This window comes from Affinundibacterium amnicola, from assembly GCF_014284275.1.
GTDB lineage: Bacteria > Pseudomonadota > Gammaproteobacteria > Burkholderiales > Burkholderiaceae_D > Undibacterium > Undibacterium amnicola.
This window is the reverse complement of record NZ_JACOFU010000004.1, coordinates 253,291-277,018: the sequence shown is the minus strand read 5'-3', so window position 1 is coordinate 277,018 and position 23,728 is coordinate 253,291. Positions and strand designations below refer to the sequence as shown.

Sequence of the window (23,728 nt, the reverse complement as noted above, 5' to 3'; positions counted from 1 at the left end):
CTTTCTACCGACTTTGAGTCGAACGAGCGAGCTAAAGCAGCTTGAAGTCATATCATCATTACTACCTAGATTGGGGACACTATGCTGCACTTACCAGGTTTAACTTTTGATCATGGCGAAGACATCGCCGCTTTGCGTGAAGCTGTTCAGCAATTTGCTGCGGCCGAAATCGCACCACTCGCTGCGGAAATGGACAGAACCGATCAATTCCCTATGCATCTTTGGAAAAAAATCGGCGACATGGGTTTGCATGGTATGACGGTTTCCGAAGAATACGGTGGCGCGAACATGGGCTACTTGGCGCACATCATCGCGATGGAAGAAATCTCCCGTGCTTCTGCTTCCGTTGGTTTGTCATACGGTGCGCATTCTAATCTGTGCGTGAATCAAATTAACCGTAACGGTAATGCAGAACAAAAAGCGAAATATTTACCAAAATTGATTTCCGGCGATCACGTCGGTGCACTCGCGATGTCTGAACCAAATGCAGGTTCAGATGTAGTTAGTATGAAGCTACGCGCTGACTTAAAAGGCGATCGTTACGTCTTGAACGGCTCCAAAATGTGGATCACGAATGGTCCAGATGCCGACACTTTGGTGGTCTATGCTAAGACCGATCTGGAAGCCGGCCCACGCGGCATGACCGCTTTTATTATTGAAAAAGGCTACAAAGGTTTTAGCATTGCGCAAAAGCTCGACAAGCTAGGCATGCGTGGTTCCCACACCGGTGAATTGGTTTTCCAAGATTGCGAAGTGCCTGTAGAAAACGTATTGGGTGGCGTAGGTAAAGGCGTTAACGTCTTGATGTCAGGCCTTGATTTTGAACGTACCGTCTTGTCCGGCGGTCCACTCGGTATCATGCAAGCTTGTATGGATGAAGTGGTTCCCTACATCCATGACCGTAAACAATTCGGTCAAGCGATTGGTGAATTCCAACTCATGCAAGGCAAACTCGCCGATATGTATTCCACCATGATGGCATGCAAGGCTTACGTCTATGCAGTTGGTCAGGCTTGTGACCGTGCGAAAACCCCAGAAGCAGTGCGCGCTCTGCGCAAAGACGCGGCGGGTGCGATTTTGTACTCAGCAGAAAAAGCGACTTGGATGGCGGGCGAAGCGATTCAGACTTTGGGTGGTAATGGTTACATCAATGAATACCCAGTTGGCCGCTTGTGGCGTGATGCGAAGTTGTATGAAATTGGTGCAGGTACGAGTGAAATTCGCAGAATGCTCATAGGTCGTGAGCTTTTTGCCGAAACTATGTAAAAAGGCTTTAGCCGCAGAGGCTCAGAGAACGTAGAGAGTTTTGTTAATAGCATTTCGTAGGGCGGGTGCAACCCGCGCCGCACGGGTGCACAATGGACTGGCGGCGCGAGTTGCACCCGCCCTACAAATCGGAGACCTCGTGAATTGTTGATGGCTGATTAGTTTAAGATGTGCAGTAAATACATCTCTGCGTCCTCAGCGCCTCCGCGGTGAAAAAATATGCCCCAAATCGCCTTTCCTAAATTGTTGTCTTCGCAAATTGCATTCGACATTGCAAGGACGATACTCGACGGTTTTGATAAGCATTACCGCTTGTTTCGAGCGACAACGCAGATGGCGAAGCAGCGTTTCGAACGCGGTGATTGGAAGGCGGCACAAGAAGATGCGCGTGAGCGGATTGCGTACTACGACAAGCGCGCTAAGGAATGCGTACAGATTCTGGAAGATGAATACGACAGCGAAGATCTGACCGATGAGGTGTGGCGTGAAGTGAAGCTGCATTACATGGGTTTGCTGATTGATCATCTGCGTCCCGAGTTGGCCGAGACATTTTTTAACACCGTCTGCACCAAGCTCTTGCATCGTACTTATTTCCACAATGACTTTATTTTTGTGCGTCCGGCCACCGCCACTGACTACATAGAACGTGACGATACACCTGCGACCTATCGCGTGTATTACCCTTCCGCTGATGGCCTGAGTTTTAGCCTCAAGCGCATAGTCACGAATTTTCAATTGCAAACACCGTTCGCGCATCTGGATGCTGATATTGCCAAAGTCGAAGCGCGTTTGTTGGAACAGTTTGGCGATACACGCTTCGAGCCGAATCATCAATTACAGGTGCTGGCGAATTTGTTCTTCCGCAATAAGACCGCTTACATCATAGGTAAGAGCATCAACGGCAATCAAGAAATGCCGTTCGTGATTCCTATCATTCACAACAAAAATCGTGAATTGATTTTGGATACGGTGCTGTTTGATAACATGCACATCACGGTCTTGTTCTCGTTTACACGTGCTTATTTTATGGTTGATATGGATGTGCCGTCGGCTTACGTCCAATTTATCCGCAGCATCTTGCCACGCAAACCGCGCAGTGAAATTTACACCATGCTGGGTTTGCAAAAGCATGGCAAGAATTTGTTTTATCGTGACTTCCTGCATCATCTGAAATATTCGTCTGACATGATTGAAGCTGCGCCAGGTATTCGCGGTCTGGTGATGTTGGTGTTCGCACTGCCATCGTTTCCGTATGTGTTTAAGTTGATCAAAGACAGCTTTCCACCGCCTAAAGAAACCTCGAAAGCTTTGATCAAAGAGAAGTACCAACTGGTGAAAAATCATGATCGTGTTGGACGCTTGGCAGATACTTTGGAATACTCGGATGTTGCGTTTCCGCGGGCACGTTTTTCGGAAGATCTGTTGGCGGAAATCCGCCGCTATGCACCATCGATTTTAGAAGTGAATGATGATGAAGTCATCATCAAACATCTGTATATAGAACGTCGCATGACGCCTTTAAATATCTGGCTCACAGAAGCCGAACAAAAGGGCGATGATGCAGCGATGGAGCATGCGATAGTTGAATACGGTAATGCAATTAAAGAGTTAGTCGGCGCAAATATTTTTCCCGGCGATATGCTGTATAAAAACTTCGGCGTGACGCGTCATAAACGTGTCGTTTTTTATGATTACGATGAGATAGAAACTATCGTCGATTGTAATTTTAGGACGATACCTCTACCACGCAATGAAGAAGATGAAATGTCGGCAGAACCTTGGTATCCAATAGGGAAGTACGATGTGTTTCCAGAGCAGTTTGGTACCTTTTTATTGGGCAATGCCAAGGTTAAAGAATATTTTATGAAACACCACGCCGACTTGCTGACGGCGCAGTATTGGCAAGAGAGGAAAGAAAGAATTGTGAGAGGAAAAGTGGATGATGTATTTCCTTATCCTCAATCGATTAGATTTGGAGGCGGCTGACGAAATCGCGCCCCAGCGTTGTTGTGCCGTCTTGCCGTGCATGCGCACTGTCTTCGACGACACGCCTAGCTGGGACGCGATTGCGTCAGCCTCTTGAAGCAGAGATCTAGTAGGAAGGCCGTGTGAGTATTAAGTCCCCGCCCCTTCAAGGGGCGGGTTAGGGTGGGGATGGGTTTCATTTGAGTGAGGAATATCGACCATTTGTCGATCGAAACCCATCCCCATCCCGACCTTCCCCTTGAAGGGGAAGGCGAAATGCAAAAATCGTTATCAATAATTTGGAGAAAACCATGAATGACCCTATCGTAATCGTCGGCGCAGCGCGTACTCCTATGGGTGCGTTTCAAAGTGATTTCGCTTCTTTAACTGCGAGTCAACTCGGTGCTATCGCCATCAAAGCGGCGGTTGATCGTGCCGGTGTGAAACCAGAACTCGTCGAAGAAGTTTTGTTCGGCAACTGCTTGATGGCAGGCCAAGGACAAGCGCCAGCGCGCCAAGCTTTGTTGGCAGCGGGTTTGCCGTTTTCTACTGGTGCCGTCACTTTGTCTAAGATGTGTGGTTCCGCGATGAAGGCGACCATGATGGCTTACGATTCACTGTTGGCTGGTAGCAACGAGGTTTTAGTGACTGGCGGTATGGAGTCGATGACGAACGCGCCTTACATCATCCCGAAAGCACGTGGCGGTTATCGTATTGGTCACGGCACGATCATGGATCACATGATGCTTGATGGTTTGGAAGATGCATACAGTAGGGATGAAAAAGGCGGAGGCCGCTCTATGGGCACTTTCGCAGAAGACTGTTCCGCTAAGTATGGTTTCACACGCGAAGCACAAGATGCATTTGCTATTGCCTCAGTCACCCGTGCGCAAAATGCAGCGAACAGCGGCGCATTTTCTTGGGAAATCGCTCCGGTAACGGTTTCAGGTCGTAGTGGCGATGTTGTGATCGACAAGGACGAAGGCCCATTGAAAGCCAAGCTCGACAAGATTCCAAACTTGAAACCAGCATTCAAAAAAGACGGCACAATTACCGCAGCATCATCTTCTTCGATTAACGACGGCGCAGCAGCATTAGTCTTGATGCGCGAATCAAAAGCCAAAGAATTAGGCTTGACCCCGATCGCAAAAATCCTCGGCCATGCAACCCATGCGCAAGAACCAGGCTGGTTTACTACAGCGCCAGTTGGTTCTATCGAAAAACTCTACAAAAAAATCGGCTGGACGACAGCCGACGTGGATTTGTTTGAAGTCAATGAAGCCTTCGCAGCAGTACCGATGGCAGCTATGCACGACCTCGGCATTTCGCACGACAAGATGAACGTACACGGTGGTGCATGTGCATTGGGCCATCCTATCGGCGCATCCGGTGCACGTATCATCGTCACTTTGATTGGTGCATTGAAAGCACGTGGCGGTAAGCGTGGTGTGGCTTCTCTGTGTATCGGTGGCGGTGAAGCGACTGCGATGGCGATTGAGTTGGTGTAATCGTTTTAAGTTCCCTCTCCCGCAAGCGGGAGAGGGCTAGGGTGAGGGTAGTTCAGATGCAGCAGAGCTGATTAGTGAGTCAAATCACGAGCATACAAAATATCGGTTTTAAGAAATGTGCATGAGACTGAACCACCCTCATCCCCGACCCTTCTCCCGCTTGCGGGAGAAGGGAGGATTAAATGAGTAGTTAGAAAAACGGAGCAAAAGCAATGCCCACAGCCTTAATTATCGGAGCCTCGCGCGGTATTGGTCTTGAATTTGCGCGGCAATACAAAGCGGCAGGCTGGCGTGTGATCGCTACTGCACGCAAGCCCGAGGATTTCGCGCAATTGACTGCAAATGGTTGTGAGGCACTACCTTTGGACGTGAATAATCTGAACGATTGCGCGGGTTTGGCATGGCGTCTTGATGATGAAAAAATCGATGTCGCAATTTTAAACGCCGGTGTGTTTGGTACCAGAACTAGCGGTTTGCAAGCGCCAGAGCAAGGCGAATTTGATCAGGTGATGCACACCAATGTGCTAGCTGCGATGCGCTTGTTACCTTTGGTATTGCCTATGGTCGAAAATGCAGGTGGCAAGTTAGCGGTGTTGTCGTCCGGTATGGGTTCAATAAGCCTGCGTGAGAACGCCGTAGCATGGCTGTATCGCGCCAGCAAAGCGGCCTTGAACTCGGTATTGAAAGATGTGTCGCTCAGTACGCAAAAGGTGACATGCATTGCCTTTCATCCGGGATGGGTGCAAACCGATATGGGCGGCGCAGGTGCAGAGATTAGCGTCGATGTCAGCGTGGCTGGAATGCGCGCAGTAATTGCGAATAGTAGTCGTGCGCAGAATGGGCAGTTTTTGAATTACGACGGAGAGTGCTTGGATTGGTGAGCGAAAACCCCTCAACGCCGAGACGCAGAGGCGCTGAGGAACACCTTAAAGAAGAGGTTTCTCTGTTTTCGATTTTCTCTGCGCCTCCGCGTCTCGGCGTTGAGGGGTTTAAAAAAATTTTTAGAAACGAGTAAGACATGCAACTAACATCAGAACACGAAATGATCCGCGACGCTGTGCGCAGCTTTGTGCAAGAGCGCATCACGCCAAATGCTGCACGTTGGGACAAAGAACATCACTTCCCCGCTGAAGAACTTAAAGAGTTAGCCGCGATGGGCGCGTATGGTGTGGCGGTGCCAGAAGAACTCGGCGGTGCAGGTATGGATTATTTGTCGCTGGCTTTAGTGTTGGAAGAGATCGCTGCAGGTGACGGTGGCACTTCAACTGTGGTGTCAGTGAATAACTGCCCGGTATGTAGTATCGGTATGATGTATGCCAATGCAGAACAAAAAGAACAATGGCTGCGCCCCTTAGCACAAGGCGAGATGCTAGGTGCATTCTGCTTAACCGAACCGCATGCAGGCAGTGATGCTTCTGATTTACGTACAACAGCAAAGCGCGAAGGCGACGAATACGTCTTGAACGGCGTGAAGCAATTCATCACCAGTGGCAAGCATGCTGACGTGGCGATTGTGATGGCAGTGACCGATAAAGCGGCGGGCAAAAAAGGCATCAGCGCGTTCTGGGTTGATACCAAAACGCCGGGTTATATCGTCGCCAGTCTCGAACATAAAATGGGGCAACATTCTTCCGATACCGCACAAATCCTGTTTGAAAATTGCCGCATCCCCGCTGCGAACTTGATAGGTGAAGAAGGTCAAGGCTACAAGATTGCTTTGTCTGGCTTAGAAGGTGGTCGTATCGGTATTGCTTCACAATCGGTTGGTATGGCGCGCGCCGCATTTGAAGCCGCTTTAGCTTATGCCAAAGACCGTCGTACATTCGGCAAAGCTATTTTTGAACATCAGGCGGTGCAATTTCGCTTAGCGGATATGGCCACCCAAATCGAAGCAGCACGCCAATTGATCTGGCATGCAGCAAGTATGAAAGATGCTGGCAAACCATGTCTGAAAGAAGCGGCGATGGCAAAATTGTTTGCTTCTGAAATGGCGGAAAAAGTTTGTTCAGACGCGATACAGATTCATGGCGGTTATGGTTATGTGAGTGACTTCCCGGTTGAGCGTATTTATCGCGATGTGCGTGTGTGTCAGATCTATGAAGGTAGTTCGGATATTCAGAAGATCTTGATTGGCCGTGGGTTGATGGATTGAGTTTTTTGATGGCTGTTATTGATATTTGGCACTTTTTGGTTAGCTGCGAATCAATTAATCGTCATTCCCGCGAAGGCGGGAATCCAGTGGCTTTGGAGTTAGGTTGTCGAATATAGATATGATAGGTAGTTCGGCGGACGACACTGGATTCCTGCCTTCGCAGGAATGACAAACACGGAAGTTGCAGTAAACGGTAGGCCTTAAAAGAGGAATGAAAATGAGCAATCGCATCGAATACTGGTTTGACTACGTTTCACCGTACGCCTATCTGACCACGCAGGTGATAGAAGAGCTCGCGGCAAAATATGGACGCGAGATTGAGTGGAAACCTATGCTGCTGGGCGTCGTATTCAAGTCGACCAATTCCAGTCCATTAACGATGCGGCCACCTGTGATGGCGAATTACCACAAACATGATATGGAACGCTCAGCGCGTTACGCAGGCTTGCCATTTGTGTTGCCGGAGCCGTTTCCCATCAATACGCAAAATACAGCAAGAGTCTGTTTGTGGATGAAAGAAGTCGCGCCCGAACGCGTAGGAGAATTCACGCGCGGTGTGACCAAAGCTTATTTCTCTGAGTCTGTAGGTTTAAATGATATTGCATGGTTATCCAATTATGTAACGGATATGGGACTCGATGGCACGGCCGCAGCGGCGGCTTGCAATGATGAGCGTTACAAAAGTCAATTACGTGCGGCCTGCGAAGAAGCAGTTAGCAAAGGTGTTTTTGGTGCGCCTTGGGTGATTGTGGATGGCGAAGCATTCTGGGGTAATGATCGATTACCGCAATTAGAAAAGTGGTTGGCGACTGGCGGGTTTTAAGTGAAAGTTATTTCGCCGCAGAGGCGCAGAGTACGCAGAGCTACTAATGTATTTTTCAGCGTACTCTGCGCCTCTGCGGCAAAGAATTTGGTCTTAAAGGAAACGCATGATGAAAAAAGGCTACAAACAATTAGTCGATGAAGCCACAGCACAGATCAAAACTTATAGTGTGGCAGAGGCGCAAGCGAAATTGGGTGATCCGAATGTGCAATTTATCGACGTGCGCGATATTCGTGAACTAGAACGCGAAGGCATTATTCCCGGCGCATTTCACGCACCACGCGGCATGATCGAATTTTGGGTTGATCCTGATTCGCCTTACTTCAAGCCGGTGTTTGGCGAAGCTAAAGAATTTATTTTGTTTTGTGCGGCGGGTTGGCGTAGTGCGTTGACGACCAAGACTGTGCAAGATATGGGTTTGGAAAATGTAGCGCATATTGATGGTGGATTTGGTGCGTGGAAAGCGGCGGGTGCGCTTACCGCGGTGAAAGAAGGTAAGAAGGTATAAGAATAATGGATGAAAAACTTCAGGAATTGCTGGGGTTAGTTGACAGTGAAGAGTCGTTTGTGCGTTTCATTGAAGGCTTGTCTCAAGATTGGTACGACGCCGAAAGAAAAGAAGCTGAATCGCCGAGTTCGCCATATGGGCGAGGTCATAATGGGTGGGAAAATGGAACGATCGGTGGATTCTTAGAATCCGCATCGGCTTGGGCTCAAGCACCTAAGAATGGCGCAGAGCTTTACAAGAAGCCAGAAAATCTATGGCGTCGAGCTGCAGAGATCATTTATATGGGGAAAATTTACGAGTGAATCGAGTCAGCGTAGTCTGATTTGGTTTTAACTCCTTCCCCTTCAAGGGGAAGGTTGGGATGGGGATGGGTTTCAATCAATTTGCTAAGTACACTATTCGCTCAGCCAAAACCCATCCCCACCCTAGCCCTCCCCTTGAAGGGGAGGGAATGTACAAGTGCTGCACAGTTAGAGAAATAGATTAGGTAAAGCGTGAGTAAAACAATCTGCCCCTGTGGCTCAAACAAAGAATTTGCAAGCTGCTGCGAGCACTACATCAGCGGTAGAGATGCAGCACCAACAGCAGAAGCCTTGATGCGTTCGCGTTACACCGCCTACACGCTCAATGACGAAGCCTACTTGCGCGCAACTTGGGATGAGCGTACCTGCCCCAAAGAGCGCATCGTCGATGGTGGTGCGACGAAGTGGTTAGGTTTGGAAGTGAAGAAACACATAACACAAGAAAAAGAAGCGACAGTCGAATTCGTCGCACGTTACAAAATTGGTGGTAAAGCACATCGCCTACATGAGAAAAGTCGTTTCGTGAAGTTTGATGGAAAATGGTTTTATGTTGATGGAATTTATGAATGAAAACACTTCAACGCTGAGATGCGGAGTAAAACCTTAGAAGAGAGGTTTTCTCTGTTTTCGATTTTCTCTGCGCCTCAGCGTCTCGGCGTTGAGGGGTTTTAAAAATATCAAGCAATGCCGAATAAGTAATCTGGAAAAATTATGACAACCCTAGAATCCAAATTAAACCCTCGCTCTGAGGACTTCAAAGCCAACACTGCAGCGATGCAATTAGTGGTTGACGACCTCAAACAAAAAGTTACCAAGATCGCTCTGGGTGGCGGTGAAGAAGCGCGCCAAAAGCATTTGAATCGCGGCAAATTATTGCCACGCGATCGCGTACAAAACTTGCTAGATCCCGGCACACCTTTCCTTGAATTCTCCCAGCTCGCAGCGTTCAATATGTACAAAGAGAAGAACGATCTGGATGCGGCGCCGAGCGCGGGTGTGATTACCGGCATCGGTCGCGTAGCGGGCCAAGAGTGCGTTATCGTTTGTAATGATGCGACTGTGAAGGGTGGTACCTATTATCCAATGACGGTGAAAAAGCATTTGCGTGCGCAAGAAATCGCCGAACAAAATAATCTGCCATGTATCTATCTGGTCGATAGCGGTGGTGCGAATTTGCCGAATCAAGATGATGTGTTCCCTGATCGTGATCACTTCGGTCGTATCTTCTATAACCAAGCGAATATGTCGGCCAAAGGCATTCCGCAAATTGCAGTGGTAATGGGCTCCTGTACTGCTGGTGGTGCGTATGTGCCAGCGATGAGTGATGAGTCGATTATTGTTAAAAACCAAGGCACGATTTTTCTCGGCGGGCCACCGTTGGTGAAAGCCGCAACTGGTGAAGTCGTTAGTGCTGAAGACCTCGGTGGTGGCGATGTGCATACGCGTTTATCTGGCGTGGTCGATCATTTAGCACAGAACGATACGCATGCATTAGCGATGGCGCGTCAAATCGTCTCGAATCTAAATCGTCAAAAACCGCAAACCGTAGTGATGAAAGCGGTGGAAGAGCCGAAGTATCCAGCCAGTGAATTGTATGGCGTGATTCCGGTCGATACACGTAAGCCATTTGATGTGCGTGAAGTGATTGCACGCGTGGTCGACGGCAGCCATTTTGACGAATTCAAAGCGCGTTATGGCACGACTTTGGTGTGTGGCTTTGCGCATATTCACGGTATGCCAGTCGGTATCATTGCCAACAACGGCATCTTGTTTTCCGAATCCGCTTTAAAAGGCACGCACTTTATTGAGTTGTGTTGCCAGCGCAAAATTCCTCTCGTATTTTTGCAAAACATCACCGGCTTTATGGTCGGACGAAAATACGAAAACGAAGGTATCGCCCGTAATGGCGCCAAGATGGTGACAGCGGTAGCGACAGCGAATGTGCCGAAATTCACGGTGATTATCGGTGGCAGTTTCGGTGCTGGTAACTACGGCATGTGTGGTCGTGCTTATTCCCCACGCTTCATGTGGATGTGGCCTAATGCACGTATTTCTGTCATGGGCGGCGAACAAGCAGCAAGCGTATTAGCAACCGTGCGTCGCGATGGTATCGAAGGCAAGGGCGGTAGTTGGAGTGCAGAGGAAGAAGCTGCGTTCAAACAACCGATCAAAGATCAATACGAACATCAAGGACATCCTTACTATGCATCAGCGCGCTTGTGGGATGATGGTGTGATTGATCCGGCGGATACGCGTATGGTGTTGGGACTGGGATTGAGTGCTGCTCTGAATGCGCCGATACCAGATGCTAAATTTGGGATATTCCGCATGTAACGGTCATCGCGCTAAATCCAATTCTCGGGCGCATTGCGGCGTCGCAAATCCTCGCAATATCGACATATTGCTCCGGTTTGCTTCTTGCACTGCATCCCGATAATTGAATTTTTCGCAGTGACCTTACCTCCAGAGAAGTTGTAGAAAATCGTAAGAAGGAAGTCTCATGTACCAAACCCTAACACTAAGCCGCGAGAACAAAGTCGCGACTGTGACTTTAAATCGCCCCGACGTGCGCAATGCGTTTAATGAAACGACGATTGCGGAGATCACGCAGGTGTTTAATGAATTGAGTAAGGATAGCAGCATCCGTGCAATTGTATTGGCAGCCAACGGCCCCGCATTTTGCGCAGGTGCTGATCTCAATTGGATGAAAAAAATGGCGGACTATACGCACGCCGAAAACCTTGCAGATGCGGGGCAATTGGCGGCGATGTTAGCGGCGATTTACACCTGCGCTAAGCCTGTGGTGGCGCAAGTACAAGGTGATTGCTATGCCGGCGGTATGGGCTTGGTCGCCGCTTGTGATGTGATTGTTTCAGTAGACACGGCGCAATTTTGCTTGAGCGAAGTCAAGCTTGGTTTGATTCCGGCCACGATTTCACCGTATGTGATCAAGGCCATGGGTGAAAATGCCGCACGTCGTTATTTCTTAACTGCTGAGCGCTTCGATGCGGCGCAAGCCCTGCGTATCGGTTTCGTGCATGAGGTCGTGACCGCCGAGGCGTTGAGCGCGAAGGTCGCGGAAATTGTGAAAGCTCTGGTGACAAATAGCCCGAATGCGGTAGCGCAAGCTAAAGTTTTGGTGCGTGATGTAGGTGGTCGTGAAATTACTTCTGAATTGATTGCGAGTACTGTTGAAGGTATCGCTGTGATACGTGCTTCGGAAGAGGGGCGTGAAGGTGTAAGGTCTTTTTTAGAGAAACGGAAGGCGAGCTGGTTGGGTTGAGCAAGTTTTGATCACGTATAATGCTCGGTTTTGCAGTAAAACTCCCTTCTCCCGCAAGCGGCGAGTTGAATATGTGGGGCTGGGGATGAGGGTGGTTCAGAATGTTGCACGGCTTATAGATAACTTTTAAGTCGCTGAATCGCCCTCACCCTAACCCTCTCCCGCTTGCGGGAGAGGGGACTAAAAGCAAATTTCGAGGGCGGGTGCAACCCGCGCCGCACAACCGTTGAACAACAGCGCCGGTTGCACCCACCTTACATGTTATAAATCGCGGTACCAAGTCGCATAGTAAGTTATCAAAAAGAACTAGAAACGATTGAACACAGTGAATACCGAATTGAAAACACCGAGTAACTCTTGGGTAGAACGCAGTTTGCAAAGCGTGTGGCATCCGTGCACGCAAATGCAGCATCACGAGACCATGCCTTTGATTCCGGTGAGCCATGGCTGTGGTGCGTGGCTGGTCGATATGGAAGGCAAGCGTTACCTCGATGGCATCAGTTCATGGTGGGTTAACTTATTTGGTCACGCCAATCCGCGCATTAATGCGGCATTAAAACAGCAACTGGATCAATTGGAACATGCGATGCTGGCAGGTTTTACGCACGAGCCTGTGATTCGTTTATCAGAAAAACTTTCAGCCTTAACGGGTGGTGTACTCGGTCATTGTTTCTATGCTTCAGACGGTGCTTCAGCGACTGAAATTGCTTTGAAGATGAGTTTTCATTTTTGGCGTAATCATGGTCAAACCGAAAAACAAGAATTCATTTGCCTCAAAGGCAGTTATCACGGTGAGACCATAGGTGCGCTGGCTGTCACCGATGTGGCTTTGTTCCGCGATGCCTACGGCCCTATGATACGTAATGCCCATGTAGTGGCGTCACCCGATGCACGTCAGGCAGCCGAAGGTGAATCCGCGATCGATGTCGCGCGTCGCGCTGCTGCGGATATGGAGCGGTGTTTGCAAGAGCGTGCAGACAAAATTGCTGCCGTGATTTTGGAGCCTTTGGTGCAATGTGCGACTGGCTTCGCTATGCACGATCCAGAATATTTACGTTTGGTGCGCGCCTTGTGCGATCAATATCAGGTGCATTTGATTGCTGATGAGATTGCGGTTGGTTGTGGTCGTAGCGGTACTTTCTTCGCCTGCGAAATTGCACAAATTTGGCCTGATTTTGTTTGTCTGTCGAAGGGGATCAGTGGTGGTTATTTGCCTCTGTCTTTAGTGATGACACGCGATAATATTTACCAAGGTTTTTATCATACGGATGTACGTCGCGGCTTTTTGCATTCGCATTCTTATACCGGTAATCCTTTGGCTTGTCGCGCCGCATTGGCGACTTTGGAAATTTTTGAAAGCGACGATGTGTTAGCGCAAAATCGTGTGAAGGCAGATGCCATCACGCAAGCATTGCAGCCATTGGCACAGCACGCTCAAGTCAAGCATTTCCGTCAGCAGGGCATGATGTGGGCCTTTGATGTGGAGTTTGATGATGCAAAAGATAAACAAGCGGCGAAGACATTTTCACGCCGCTTCTTCACGCAAGCTTTGCAAGAAGAATTATTGTTACGGCCTATCGGTAACACCGTGTATTTGATGCCGCCGTATATTTTGAATCAAGAAGAGATTAGTTTAGTCGGTGAACGCATGCTGAAAGTCTTCAATCATGTGATGGGAGAAACGGCATGATTTTGCTCGATCAAATTCAAAACGAGTTAGCGGTATTAGATAGCAAGAGTTTGCGTCGTCGCCGTCGTCATGTCGAGAGCCCCAGTGCACCGCGTGTCAAAGTCGATGGACAAGCCATGCTGGCGTTTTGTAGTAATGATTATCTCGGTCTGGCGGCACATCCTAAGATCATTGCGGCCTTGCAAGAAGGTGCGGATTTGTATGGCGTTGGTAGCGGTGCTTCGCATTTAATTAGTGGTCATAGTCGCGCTCATGCCAGTCTTGAAGATAGGCTCGCTGAGTTCGTATCACCGCATTTAGTCGATGTGCGCACCTTGTATTTTTGCACTGGTTATATGGCGAACCTTGCCGTGTTGGCGGGTTTGGCTGCAGTGTCGGGTAAAGAAACAGAATTGTTTTCGGAATCGCTGAATCATGCTTCATTGATCGATGGCGCCAAACTCTCACGAGCGAAGTTGCAGGTGTATCCGCATGGTGATGTGGCGAGTCTGCGAGCAATGTTGCTAGCATCGACAGCCGCCACAAAAATTGTCGTCAGCGATAGCGTATTTAGCATGGATGGCAATCTCGCGCCTGTACCTGAGTTGCTCGCTTTGTGTGAAGAATTTAATGCGTGGTTGGTCATCGACGATGCGCATGGTTTTGGTGCCTTGGGTGCGAATGGTCGCGGCGTGTTAGAACATTTTGATTTGCATTCGCCCAACATCGTCTATATGGGAACATTGGGCAAGTCCGCCGGTGTTGGCGGGGCCTTCGTTGCAGCGCATAAAGATGTGATTGAGTGGTTAGTGAATAAGGCGCGCCCTTATATTTATACGACAGCGGCACCACCGGCTTTGGCGCATGCGTTGTTGACGAGTTTGGACATCATTCAAGGTGAAGAAGGGCAAGCACGTCGCGCCCATCTGCAAATCTTGATTACGCAATTGCGACGTGATTTGAAATTGAAACGCTGGACCTTGATGCCGTCGGACACTGCAGTACAGCCTATCGTCATTGGCGATAATGCAGAAAGTTTACAAGCGGCTGCGAGCTTGTACGAACAAGGTTTTTGGGTGCCAGCGATACGTCCACCGACGGTGCCGGTTGGGACCGCGCGTTTGCGGATTACGTTATCGGCTGCGCATACGGCGGAAGATTTGGCATTGTTGATCGATGCTGTGAATCGGCTGGAAGTTTGAAAGATTAGAAATTTCTCTCCCGTTAATGATGCATGGTGAATTTGAAATTGTAGGGCGGGTGCAACCCGCGCCGTCGAATCATGGAGCGCCTGAGCAGCGCGGGTTGCACCCGCCCTACGAGAGTGACAATTTAGGAAGTAAAGATAGACTCAAAAGAATAAGATTTAAGAAATGCAAAACAGAACAAACGATTATTTCATCACAGGCACCGACACAGAAATCGGTAAGACCTTCATCACGTCGGTTTTGTTACGCGCTTTCGCGAAGCAAGACTGTTCGACGCTGGGAATGAAACCGATTGCTTCGGGAGCCAATGAAATCAACGACGTTTTACATAATGAAGACGTAGATAGTTTGGTTGCGGCATCGACGGTGAAAGCACCACAAGAAATCGTCGTGCCTTATTTGATGCGTACGCCAGCGGCACCTCATATCGTCGCGGCGATGGAAAATGTGAAGATGGATGTGCAGCACATTGCTAGTTGCTATCAACAGGCGCAGCAATTGGCAGATGTGGTGTTAGTCGAAGGCGTCGGTGGATTTTGCGTACCGCTAGATGATGAAACGAGTACGGTAGATTTAGCGCAGGCATTGTCTTTGCCGGTGATTTTAGTGGTTGGCATGCGTTTGGGTTGCATTAATCATGCACTCTTGACGGCACAGGCTATCGCCGCGAGTGGATTGCGTTTGGCAGGTTGGGTAGCGAATACCGTTGATCCAGAAATGAAATTTTTTGAAGAGAATGTGCAAGCACTTAAGCAACGTTTAGACGCACCTTGCCTTGGTGTGATGCCGCGTTTAGCGGCAATTGATATAGTGCAAGCGAGCCAGTATTTAGATTTGAATTTATTGAAGTAAAGGAAATGAACATGGAACACATGGAACAAGCGGTCGATAAAGATAGAGGTCAAGTGCAAGGCATACAGTTTCACGCACCAGTGAAAGCCATAGAAGCGGAAACCTGGCCGGTTGACGATGTGATGGCATTGTTTGATTTGCCTTTCAATGATTTGATGTTCAAGGCACAGGTTCTGCATAGAGAAAATTTTCCGAATGCCGATGTGGAACTGGCGACTTTGCTGTCAATTAAGACCGGTGGCTGCGAAGAAGATTGTGGCTATTGCCCACAAGCAGCGCGCTACGATACTGGCGTTGAAGCGAAGAAATTGATGGATGTCCGTGAAGTCTTGAGTGCAGCCAAAGCGGCGCGTGAAAGCGGCGCAACCCGCTTCTGTATGGGCGCAGCATGGCGTTCGCCAAAAGATCGTGACATGGAAAAAGTCGAAACCATGGTGCGTGAAGTCAAAGCCATGGGCTTAGAAACTTGCGCGACCTTGGGCATGCTCAAAGAAGAGCAAGCGCAGCGTCTGAAAGATGCTGGCCTCGATTACTACAACCACAATCTCGATACCGCACCTGAATTTTACGATAACGTGATTTCCACACGCGACTATCAAGATCGTCTCGATACGCTCGGCCACGTGCGTACCGCAGGCTTAAAAGTATGCTGCGGCGGTATCGTCGGTATGGGCGAAACGCGTCGTCAACGCGCTGGCTTGATCGCGCAATTAGCGAACCTCAATCCTTATCCAGAATCGGTACCCGTCAATCATTTGGTACAAGTTGAAGGTACACCGCTGCACGGTCTTGATCCACTCGATCCGTTGGAATTCGTACGCACAATAGCCGTGGCGCGCATCACCATGCCAAAAGCCCGCGTACGCCTATCCGCAGGTCGTCGTCAAATGGGCGAAGCAGTGCAAGCCATGTGCTTCCTCGCCGGTGCGAATTCGATTTTCTATGGCGATAAATTGCTGACGACAGATAATCCAGAAGCTGAAGACGACAAGGTTTTGTTGGAAAAATTGGGTTTGAAAACGCGTGGTGTGGTGGAGAAAAAAGCAGGTAGTTGCGGTTGATTTTTTTCGTCGCAGAGGCGCAGAGGACGCTGAGTTTTTTGTTTGATGCGCTGATATTGAATTGAAATACCAAAGATATTGAAAATAAAGAAGTTTTCCTCTGCGCTCTCTGCGCCTCTGCGGCAAAGCTTTTAAATCAAAACAGATAAAGAAAGACTAAATCATGTTTAGCAAAATCCTCATCGCCAATCGTGGCGAAATTGCTTGCCGTGTTGCTGCTACTGCCCGTCGTATGGGTATTAAAACAGTAGCGGTATATTCCGAAGCAGATGCCAATGCCAAGCACGTGGCGGTGTGTGATGAAGCGGTCTTGATTGGCCCCGCGCCAGCGAAAGAAAGTTATCTGCGCGCCGACAAAATTATCGAAGTCGCGTTGGCGACAGGCGCACAAGCGATCCATCCGGGTTATGGATTCTTGTCGGAGAACAGTGAATTTGCGAATGCCTGTGCCAAAGCGGGCATTGCATTTATTGGCCCGCCTGCATCTGCAATTGAAGCGATGGGTAGCAAATCCGCCGCGAAGTCTTTAATGGAAAAGGCCAATGTGCCTTTAGTGCCTGGCTATCACGGCGATAATCAAGATCCTGATTTTTTACAAAATGAAGCGGATAGGATCGGTTATCCCGTGTTGTTAAAAGCCAGTGCCGGTGGCGGTGGTAAAGGCATGCGTGTGATCGAACACAGCAAGGATTTCAAAGATGGTTTGGCTTCGTGCAAACGCGAAGCGATCAATTCTTTTGGCGATGACAAAGTGCTGGCAGAAAAATATCTGCAACGTCCACGTCATATTGAAATTCAAGTATTCGCTGATACCCACGGCAATTGCGTGTATTTGTTTGAACGTGATTGTTCAGTACAACGTCGCCATCAAAAAGTATTAGAAGAAGCACCAGCGCCAGGCATGACAGCTGAACGTCGTGCAGCGATGGGCGAAGCGGCAGTAGCGGCGGCGAAAGCGGTCGGCTATGTTGGTGCAGGTACAGTCGAGTTCATCGCTAATCAAGACGGCTCTTTCTACTTCATGGAAATGAACACGCGCTTGCAGGTCGAACATCCAGTGACTGAAATGATCACCGGTACCGATTTGGTCGAATGGCAACTCCGTGTCGCCGCCGGTGAACAACTGCCTTTGCAACAATCTGAATTGCAAATTCACGGTCACTCTATCGAAGCACGCGTGTATGCAGAAAATCCAGAAAAAGGCTTCTTGCCTTCAATCGGCACTTTGCGTCATGCACGCACACCAGATGCGGTGAATTTTGAACTCGGTGGTTCGCCAAACCCGGCGGCTTTCCGCATCGATAGTGGCGTGCGCGAAGGCGATACGATTTCGCCTTTCTATGATCCTATGATCGCTAAGATGATCGTGTGGGGTAAAGACAGAACCGAAGCTCTGGCGCGTATGGCACAAGCCTTGTCGCAATACCAAATCGTCGGCTTGAATTCGAATATCGCTTTCTTGTCACGTTTGATTACAAGCCCAGCGTTCTCCACTGCGGATTTGGATACGGGGTTAATTGAACGTAATCAAACCGCATTGTTTCCGACACCTGCGCCAGCAAGCTTGAACGCCCTATCTTTTGCCGCAGTGGCATTGATGAGTGCAGAAAATACTGGTGGCAGCGACCCTTGGCAAAGCAATCAAGGCTGGCGTATGAATACGCAAATGCAACGTGGTTTGCAATTTGTGGAAGAACATCAAACGCATGCCGTGCAAGTGACTTATGTGCAGGATGCTTGGACAATTTCCGCAAATGGCAGTAATCAATCAGTGCGACTGGTGCGACAACAAGGCAATGATTTTGTATTAGCCGTCGCTGATCAAACCGTGACTGGTACGGTCGTGCGTGATGGCGAACATTTTCACGTGTTTAGTCAGGGTGTGCATACCGATTTACATTACAACGACGTGTTGGCACATGCCGGTGAAGCCGAAGCCGAAGGTGGCCGTTTGACCGCACCGATGCCAGGCAAGATTGTTGCTGTGTTAGTCAAGAACGGTCAGGAAGTAAAAAAAGGTGAGGCTCTATTGATCATGGAAGCGATGAAGATGGAACACACGATTTCCGCACCGCATGATGGTGTGGTGGAAGAAGTATTGTATGCGGTTGGTGATCAAGTGACCGAAGGTGCGCCTTTGTTGAACTTCAAACAGTAAGTACTTTAGAACCCCTCGCCCGTAAGCGGGAGAGGGGCTGGGGTGAGGGTAGCTCAGATTAGCTGCATAGAATTAAAGTTAGATTAGTTTTTTGAATGATATAAGAATTTCATACGATTTTCACGATCAACCACCCTCATCCCTAACCCTTGTATGCTGTTTTATAGATTGTATGTTCTCGTAGTTGGTTGTATGGTTTTGCGGTAGTAGGTGCCTGCGTAAGGAGTGCGTAGCGCGACTGGAGCAGGCACCTACTACCGCGGGAAAAATGGTAGTTCGTTGGTGAGTTTCCGTTGTTTCGGAAAGTTTTCGGAGGATATTGCATAGCCCGTCCGCCCTTTGGGATACCAAGCCCGTGGAGAAGCATTTGGCATGCAATATCAACCGTTGATCTAAAGCCCGAACAGTTGCTTGATGGCGTGCATTTAATCGTGCATTGACCTCGTATTTGCAAGGAGGGGTAATGATGAACGCTTCTGAATTGATTTTCGTCGGAATCGACGTTTCCAAAGATAGCCTAGAGATGGCCTTAGATGACAAAGGCAAGACTTTGCACATCAGCAATGATGAGAAGGGCATTGCCGAGCTTCACGCGGCGATTATGGTTGCCTGTACACCCGTGGACGCTAACGAGGCACCCCGTACCGTGTCCGCTATCGTGTTGGAAGCCACCGGTGGTTTTGAGCGCAAGGCGGCAATTGCTTTGTGTAGTGCAGGTTTGCCTGTGATGGTGATGAACCCTCGACAGGCGCGTGATTTTGCCAAATCCTTGGGGTATCTCGCTAAGACCGATGCGATTGATGCCAGAGTGTTGAGTCATTTCGCACGTACGCTATACCACTCTGATAAAGGCGTGCAGTTATTGATGCACTTACCTGATGCAGGGCAAGTAGCATTGCATGCTTTGATGATTCGACGCAAGCAACTCGTTGAGATGCGGGTGGCCGAGGATAACCGCTTTGCGATGAGTGAGAAAGCCCAGCGCAAAAGTATCGATGCAGTGCGAAAGGTACTCAATAAAGAAATTGGAAAAATTGAACAAGATATGGATGGACATTTAAAAGAGCACTTTGCCAAGCAGCTAAAGTTAATCGACAAGTGCAAAGGCATCGGCCCTGTCACCAAGGCTTCGCTGATGGCAGCGTTACCTGAATTAGGCTCACTTAGTCACGAGCAAATTGCCAAATTGGTCGGCGTGGCTCCTTTAAATTGCGATAGTGGTAAACATAAAGGTAAACGCATCACCTGGGGTGGTCGCGCTGACGTGCGGTATACTTTATACATGGCCACATTAAGTGCCATGCGTTACAACCTGGTCATTAAAACATTTTACGATCGTTTGATCTCCAAAGGTAAGCTTAAAAAGGTCGCGATAGTGGCGTGTATGCATAAGTTGTTGACCATTTTGAACGCCATAATGAAATCAGGAAAATCATGGGATGACCAATATTTAATCAAAAATCCTTGATTCCAAACACAGTTGCTTCTCCCGCTTGCGGGAGAAGGGAACAAAAGCAAAGGCGACAATGGAAAACATTTCTCCCCACCATCCGCAAAAGATTCCAGAAGATCTGAAAACCTATGCGCGAGAAATGCGTAAGACCATGCCAGATGCAGAACAATTGCTTTGGTATTTGCTCAGAAACAGAAGAGTGGCGGGAGCGAAGTTTCGCAGGCAACATCCCGTAGGTAGTTATATCCTCGATTTTTATTGCGTTGAAAAAAAGCTAGCTGTAGAGCTGGATGGTGGTCAACACAGTGAGCAACAGAACTATGACCAGCAGCGCGACGCTTATTTAGAGCAACAAGGTATTGAGGTTCTACGTTTCTGGAATAATCAAATGTTGCTGGAGACAGAGGCAGTCCTTGAGTCGATATACTTGAACCTTGTTGGGAATAACCCCTCTCCCGCAAGCGGGAGAGGGGCAGGGGTGAGGGCGGTCAAGTAACGGCACAATGCTTTTCCAAATTGGTATATGAAAAAAATGAACATAATTTATTACGCAGCAGGTGCCAATCCCGAAGTCTGGTTAAACGCGTTTCATCGTTACCTGCCCGAGGCAACTATCCGTATTTGGGAAGAAGGCGACAACGCGCCAGCTGATTATGCGCTGGTGTGGAAACCGCCTGCCGCCATGTTGCGTGGACGCACCGATTTGAAAGCGATTTTTAATCTCGGTGCGGGTGTCGATGCGATCTTGCAATTAGGCGACGCCTTGCCGCAAGGTGTGCCCTTGATCCGTGTCGATGACGCGGGCATGGGTGTGCAGATGGCGGAATATGTTAGCCACGCTGTGTTGCGCCATTTCCGCCGTTTTGATGAATATGATGTTTTACAGGCTGACAAGCAATGGCGACCATTGCCGCCACATCGTAAAGAAGATTTTAGTGTGGGCATTTTGGGTCTTGGTGTTTTAGGCAATTGCATTATTGATGGCCTGCGTAGTTTTGGTTTTCCTTTGCTTGGTTGGAGTCGTTCCGCGAAACAGATAGGCGGAGTACAGTGCTTTCATGGCGACGATGGCTTGGATGCCTTTTTAAGTCAAACCAAAGTCTTGGTCTTGATTTTGCCACTTACCACAGAGACGGAAAACCTGATGGATAAAGCAAAGCTGGCAAAGCTAAAACAAGGCGCGTATATCGTGAATGTCGCCCGTGGTGCGCATATTGTGGAAGAAGATTTGTTAGCGCTGATTCGGCAAGGCCATATCGCTGGTGCGACACTCGATGTGTTTCGCGAAGAACCTTTGCCACTCACTCATCCATTTTGGAGTGAAAAACGTATCCATATCACACCGCATATTTCAGCATTAACTGTGCGTGAAGAGAGTGCGAAACAAATCGCTTATAAGATTGCGGCTTTACAGCGTAGTGAGTCAGTCATTGGCGTAGTTGATCAAAGTAAGGGATATTGAAAATGAATGCGCAAGCGAACATACAAGCAAGCTTACCTAAGCAAGTCAAAATCGTCGAAGTCGGTCCCCGTGATGGCCTGCAAAACGAGAAAGAAACGATCTCCGCCGAAGTCAAAATCGAGTTGGTGAATCGTTTAACGAATGCAGGCTTCGTGAATATAGAAGCAGCTTCATTTGTCTCGCCGAAGTGGGTACCGCAAATGGCAACTTCGACTGAAGTCATGGCGGGCATCACGCGCAAAGCTGGCGTCATTTATTCGGCATTGACACCGAATATGAAAGGTTTTGAATCTGCTTTGTTGGCAAGTGCTGATGAAGTGGTCATTTTTAGCTCCGCATCAGAAGCTTTTGCGCAAAAAAATATTAATTGCTCAATCGCGGAATCGATAGAGCGTTTCCGCGATGTCGCCGCAGCAGCGAAACAACATGGCTTGCGTTTGCGCGGCAGTATTAGTTGCGCCTTTGGTTGCCCGTATCAAGGTGAAGTCACGCCGGAGCAAGTCGCTGATGTAGTGAAACTGATGCGTGATCTCGGCTGCGATGAAATCGATATAGCAGACACGATAGGTGTCGGCACGCCACGTCATGTGCAAACCGTGATGCAACTCGTTGCGCAAGAATTTCCTATTGCGCAAATTTCTGGTCACTTCCACGATACTTACGGTCAGGCGTTAGCGAATATCTATGCCAGCATGGAAGTCGGTGTCAGTATTTTCCATTCCTCAGTCGCAGGTCTTGGTGGTTGTCCGTATGCCAAAGGTGCGACAGGCAATGTCGCTACCGAAGACGTGCTATTCATGATGCAAGGCCTTGGTATTCACACTGGTGTTGATTTGAATCAAGTGGTCGATGCTGGTCAATTCATTTCACAACATCTGGGACGTAAAGCCGTCAGTCGCGCGGGTAACGCCATTGCTGCGAAACGTCTTGCATAAAATTTGATGTGCTGAAGTTTCTTTCTTCCTCTCCTACGCTGGGCGACCTCGCGGTCGGTAAAGACAATAATTTTAATTTATTACGCTTGCTAGCGGCCTTCGCCGTCTTAATCAGTCATAGCTTTGCCATGCTCGGTCAACCTGAGCCTTTTGCTGCCAGTGTTGGTAAGAATTTAGGGGCAATGGCGGTTGATGTTTTTTTTATCGCAAGCGGATTTTTGGTTGGTGCTAGTTTGATTCGCACACAAGATGTTGGTGACTATTTGCGCGCCCGTGTGCTGCGAATTTTTCCTGCACTGTGGGTGATGTTATTGCTGACGGTATTTGTGCTCGGCGCGATTTTTACCCGATTTGAATCAACGACCTATTTGAATGAACCACAAACTTGGCGTTATCTTTGGAAGAATTTCGTTCTGATGTCTGGCGTTGAATTTTATTTGCCCGGCCTGTTTGAATCGAATCGTCTGCGCGGCGTCGTGAACGGTTCGTTATGGAGCATGATTTATGAACTGAGCATGTACGTATTACTGCTCTCGAGTTGGATCGTTTATGCCTATGCGCGAAAAGTGCTGAGCGCTTCGCTTGCTTTGATCGCAGGTCTTGGTGGTTTGGCGATTGGTCTGTGGATCACAGATCGATTCTATGTGCTTGAACATAAGCAGTTGTTGCGCTTCGCATGGTTCTTTTTTGTTGGCACTTCTTTTTATTTGCTGCGTCATCAGATCCGGATGTCCGCTAAATTGATGGGCATCATTGCGGCATTAGCGATGATCGCTTTGGCGATTAGCGGACATCATTTTTTGATGCTTTATTACCTCGCACTACCGTATTGCTTGTTTTATTTCGCGTATATTCCGGCAGGAAAACTACGTTCGTATAATCGATTTGGTGATTATTCTTATGGCGTGTACTTGTATGCATTTCCCATTCAACAAGCGCTGGTTTTGAGCGCTCCTGATTGGAGTGTTTTTGGACTAATCTTCACCGCAGGTAGTTTGACTTTTATACTGGCGATTTGTTCTTGGCATTGGCTTGAACAACCAGCTTTGCAATTGCGTAAGCGATTTCTCTAGCGAAGCCACTTCGGTATTACAGAAAATCTTTTACCGGGTATTTTTCTGAT

The 23,728-nt window shown here is 48.6% G+C and carries 21 protein-coding genes; all 21 read left to right on the top strand.

Annotated elements, in window-relative coordinates; genetic code table 11:
• Positions 1-81: 81 nt before the first annotated feature.
• The 21 genes from H8K33_RS11745 (at position 82) to H8K33_RS11645 (ending at position 23,678) form a co-directional block, all read left to right on the top strand.
• Positions 82-1,266: an isovaleryl-CoA dehydrogenase gene (locus tag H8K33_RS11745; RefSeq protein ID WP_186891223.1), complete on the top strand. Its 1,185-nt coding sequence runs from the start codon at positions 82-84 to the stop codon at positions 1,264-1,266.
• Positions 1,267-1,485: 219 nt separating this feature from the next.
• On the top strand, positions 1,486-3,252 hold the full coding sequence (gene aceK / locus H8K33_RS11740) for a bifunctional isocitrate dehydrogenase kinase/phosphatase (RefSeq protein WP_186891222.1): 1,767 nt from the start codon (positions 1,486-1,488) through the stop codon (positions 3,250-3,252).
• Between the two features lie 290 nt (positions 3,253-3,542).
• Positions 3,543-4,739, top strand: coding sequence for an acetyl-CoA C-acetyltransferase (locus tag H8K33_RS11735; protein WP_186891221.1), 1,197 nt, complete (start codon positions 3,543-3,545; stop codon positions 4,737-4,739).
• Positions 4,740-4,951: 212 nt separating this feature from the next.
• Complete coding sequence (locus tag H8K33_RS11730) at positions 4,952-5,620, top strand: SDR family oxidoreductase (RefSeq protein ID WP_186891220.1); 669 nt, start codon at positions 4,952-4,954, stop codon at positions 5,618-5,620.
• Between the two features lie 137 nt (positions 5,621-5,757).
• Positions 5,758-6,891 (top strand): acyl-CoA dehydrogenase family protein, encoded by a 1,134-nt coding sequence (locus H8K33_RS11725; RefSeq protein ID WP_186891219.1) that lies wholly within the window; start codon positions 5,758-5,760, stop codon positions 6,889-6,891.
• A gap of 217 nt (positions 6,892-7,108) precedes the next feature.
• Positions 7,109-7,714, top strand: coding sequence for a 2-hydroxychromene-2-carboxylate isomerase (locus H8K33_RS11720; protein WP_186891218.1), 606 nt, complete (start codon positions 7,109-7,111; stop codon positions 7,712-7,714).
• 109 nt (positions 7,715-7,823) lie between these two features.
• Entirely contained in the window at positions 7,824-8,222 is a 399-nt protein-coding gene (locus H8K33_RS11715; RefSeq protein WP_186891217.1) for a rhodanese-like domain-containing protein, read from the top strand.
• A 5-nt stretch (positions 8,223-8,227) separates the two neighbouring features.
• Positions 8,228-8,524, top strand: a complete 297-nt coding sequence (locus H8K33_RS11710; protein WP_186891216.1) for a DUF7660 family protein — start codon at positions 8,228-8,230, stop codon at positions 8,522-8,524.
• A 192-nt stretch (positions 8,525-8,716) separates the two neighbouring features.
• Positions 8,717-9,094, top strand: a complete 378-nt coding sequence (locus tag H8K33_RS11705; protein ID WP_186891215.1) for a YchJ family metal-binding protein — start codon at positions 8,717-8,719, stop codon at positions 9,092-9,094.
• A 141-nt stretch (positions 9,095-9,235) separates the two neighbouring features.
• Complete coding sequence (locus tag H8K33_RS11700) at positions 9,236-10,858, top strand: carboxyl transferase domain-containing protein (RefSeq protein ID WP_186891214.1); 1,623 nt, start codon at positions 9,236-9,238, stop codon at positions 10,856-10,858.
• Between the two features lie 166 nt (positions 10,859-11,024).
• Entirely contained in the window at positions 11,025-11,807 is a 783-nt protein-coding gene (locus H8K33_RS11695) for an enoyl-CoA hydratase/isomerase family protein (protein WP_186891213.1), read from the top strand.
• Between the two features lie 325 nt (positions 11,808-12,132).
• Positions 12,133-13,497, top strand: coding sequence for an adenosylmethionine--8-amino-7-oxononanoate transaminase (bioA, locus tag H8K33_RS11690; protein WP_343043818.1), 1,365 nt, complete (start codon positions 12,133-12,135; stop codon positions 13,495-13,497).
• Positions 13,494-14,678 (top strand): 8-amino-7-oxononanoate synthase, encoded by a 1,185-nt coding sequence (gene bioF, locus H8K33_RS11685; protein ID WP_186891212.1) that lies wholly within the window; start codon positions 13,494-13,496, stop codon positions 14,676-14,678. The genes bioA and bioF overlap by 4 nt, the downstream gene beginning before the upstream one ends.
• A gap of 171 nt (positions 14,679-14,849) precedes the next feature.
• The gene (gene bioD / locus H8K33_RS11680; RefSeq protein ID WP_186891211.1) at positions 14,850-15,536 is read left to right on the top strand and encodes a dethiobiotin synthase; all 687 of its coding nucleotides are present in this window, start codon (positions 14,850-14,852) and stop codon (positions 15,534-15,536) included.
• A gap of 20 nt (positions 15,537-15,556) precedes the next feature.
• A complete protein-coding gene (gene bioB / locus H8K33_RS11675) occupies positions 15,557-16,597 on the top strand; it encodes a biotin synthase BioB (protein WP_186891351.1) in 1,041 nt (346 codons plus the stop codon).
• A 163-nt stretch (positions 16,598-16,760) separates the two neighbouring features.
• Positions 16,761-18,755, top strand: a complete 1,995-nt coding sequence (locus tag H8K33_RS11670) for an acetyl/propionyl/methylcrotonyl-CoA carboxylase subunit alpha (protein ID WP_186891210.1) — start codon at positions 16,761-16,763, stop codon at positions 18,753-18,755.
• A 463-nt stretch (positions 18,756-19,218) separates the two neighbouring features.
• Positions 19,219-20,223 carry an IS110 family RNA-guided transposase gene (locus H8K33_RS11665; protein WP_246443549.1) on the top strand — a complete coding sequence of 335 codons (1,005 nt, stop codon included), beginning with the start codon at positions 19,219-19,221 and terminating at the stop codon, positions 20,221-20,223.
• A gap of 58 nt (positions 20,224-20,281) precedes the next feature.
• Positions 20,282-20,704: an endonuclease domain-containing protein gene (locus H8K33_RS11660; RefSeq protein WP_186891209.1), complete on the top strand. Its 423-nt coding sequence runs from the start codon at positions 20,282-20,284 to the stop codon at positions 20,702-20,704.
• Positions 20,705-20,740: 36 nt separating this feature from the next.
• Positions 20,741-21,670 carry a 2-hydroxyacid dehydrogenase gene (locus tag H8K33_RS11655; RefSeq protein WP_186891208.1) on the top strand — a complete coding sequence of 310 codons (930 nt, stop codon included), beginning with the start codon at positions 20,741-20,743 and terminating at the stop codon, positions 21,668-21,670.
• Between the two features lie 2 nt (positions 21,671-21,672).
• Entirely contained in the window at positions 21,673-22,605 is a 933-nt protein-coding gene (locus tag H8K33_RS11650; protein WP_186891207.1) for a hydroxymethylglutaryl-CoA lyase, read from the top strand.
• An 8-nt stretch (positions 22,606-22,613) separates the two neighbouring features.
• Positions 22,614-23,678, top strand: coding sequence for an acyltransferase family protein (locus H8K33_RS11645; protein ID WP_186891206.1), 1,065 nt, complete (start codon positions 22,614-22,616; stop codon positions 23,676-23,678).
• Positions 23,679-23,728: the final 50 nt, after the last annotated feature.

What these genes read in the sequence shown, in the direction of transcription:
- H8K33_RS11700 (WP_186891214.1), top strand. Translation starts at nt 9,236, where the DNA reads ATGACAACCCTAGAATCCAAATTAAACCCTCGCTCTGAGGACTTCAAA.
- bioF (WP_186891212.1), top strand. Translation starts at nt 13,494, where the DNA reads ATGATTTTGCTCGATCAAATTCAAAACGAGTTAGCGGTATTAGATAGC.
- H8K33_RS11650 (WP_186891207.1), top strand. Translation starts at nt 21,673, where the DNA reads ATGAATGCGCAAGCGAACATACAAGCAAGCTTACCTAAGCAAGTCAAA.
- H8K33_RS11655 (WP_186891208.1), top strand. Translation starts at nt 20,741, where the DNA reads ATGAACATAATTTATTACGCAGCAGGTGCCAATCCCGAAGTCTGGTTA.
- H8K33_RS11725 (WP_186891219.1), top strand. Translation starts at nt 5,758, where the DNA reads ATGCAACTAACATCAGAACACGAAATGATCCGCGACGCTGTGCGCAGC.
- bioB (WP_186891351.1), top strand. Translation starts at nt 15,557, where the DNA reads ATGGAACAAGCGGTCGATAAAGATAGAGGTCAAGTGCAAGGCATACAG.
- H8K33_RS11670 (WP_186891210.1), top strand. Translation starts at nt 16,761, where the DNA reads ATGTTTAGCAAAATCCTCATCGCCAATCGTGGCGAAATTGCTTGCCGT.
- H8K33_RS11745 (WP_186891223.1), top strand. Translation starts at nt 82, where the DNA reads ATGCTGCACTTACCAGGTTTAACTTTTGATCATGGCGAAGACATCGCC.
- H8K33_RS11710 (WP_186891216.1), top strand. Translation starts at nt 8,228, where the DNA reads ATGGATGAAAAACTTCAGGAATTGCTGGGGTTAGTTGACAGTGAAGAG.
- H8K33_RS11695 (WP_186891213.1), top strand. Translation starts at nt 11,025, where the DNA reads ATGTACCAAACCCTAACACTAAGCCGCGAGAACAAAGTCGCGACTGTG.
- H8K33_RS11720 (WP_186891218.1), top strand. Translation starts at nt 7,109, where the DNA reads ATGAGCAATCGCATCGAATACTGGTTTGACTACGTTTCACCGTACGCC.
- H8K33_RS11665 (WP_246443549.1), top strand. Translation starts at nt 19,219, where the DNA reads ATGATGAACGCTTCTGAATTGATTTTCGTCGGAATCGACGTTTCCAAA.
- H8K33_RS11715 (WP_186891217.1), top strand. Translation starts at nt 7,824, where the DNA reads ATGAAAAAAGGCTACAAACAATTAGTCGATGAAGCCACAGCACAGATC.
- aceK (WP_186891222.1), top strand. Translation starts at nt 1,486, where the DNA reads ATGCCCCAAATCGCCTTTCCTAAATTGTTGTCTTCGCAAATTGCATTC.
- bioD (WP_186891211.1), top strand. Translation starts at nt 14,850, where the DNA reads ATGCAAAACAGAACAAACGATTATTTCATCACAGGCACCGACACAGAA.
- H8K33_RS11735 (WP_186891221.1), top strand. Translation starts at nt 3,543, where the DNA reads ATGAATGACCCTATCGTAATCGTCGGCGCAGCGCGTACTCCTATGGGT.
- H8K33_RS11660 (WP_186891209.1), top strand. Translation starts at nt 20,282, where the DNA reads ATGGAAAACATTTCTCCCCACCATCCGCAAAAGATTCCAGAAGATCTG.
- H8K33_RS11730 (WP_186891220.1), top strand. Translation starts at nt 4,952, where the DNA reads ATGCCCACAGCCTTAATTATCGGAGCCTCGCGCGGTATTGGTCTTGAA.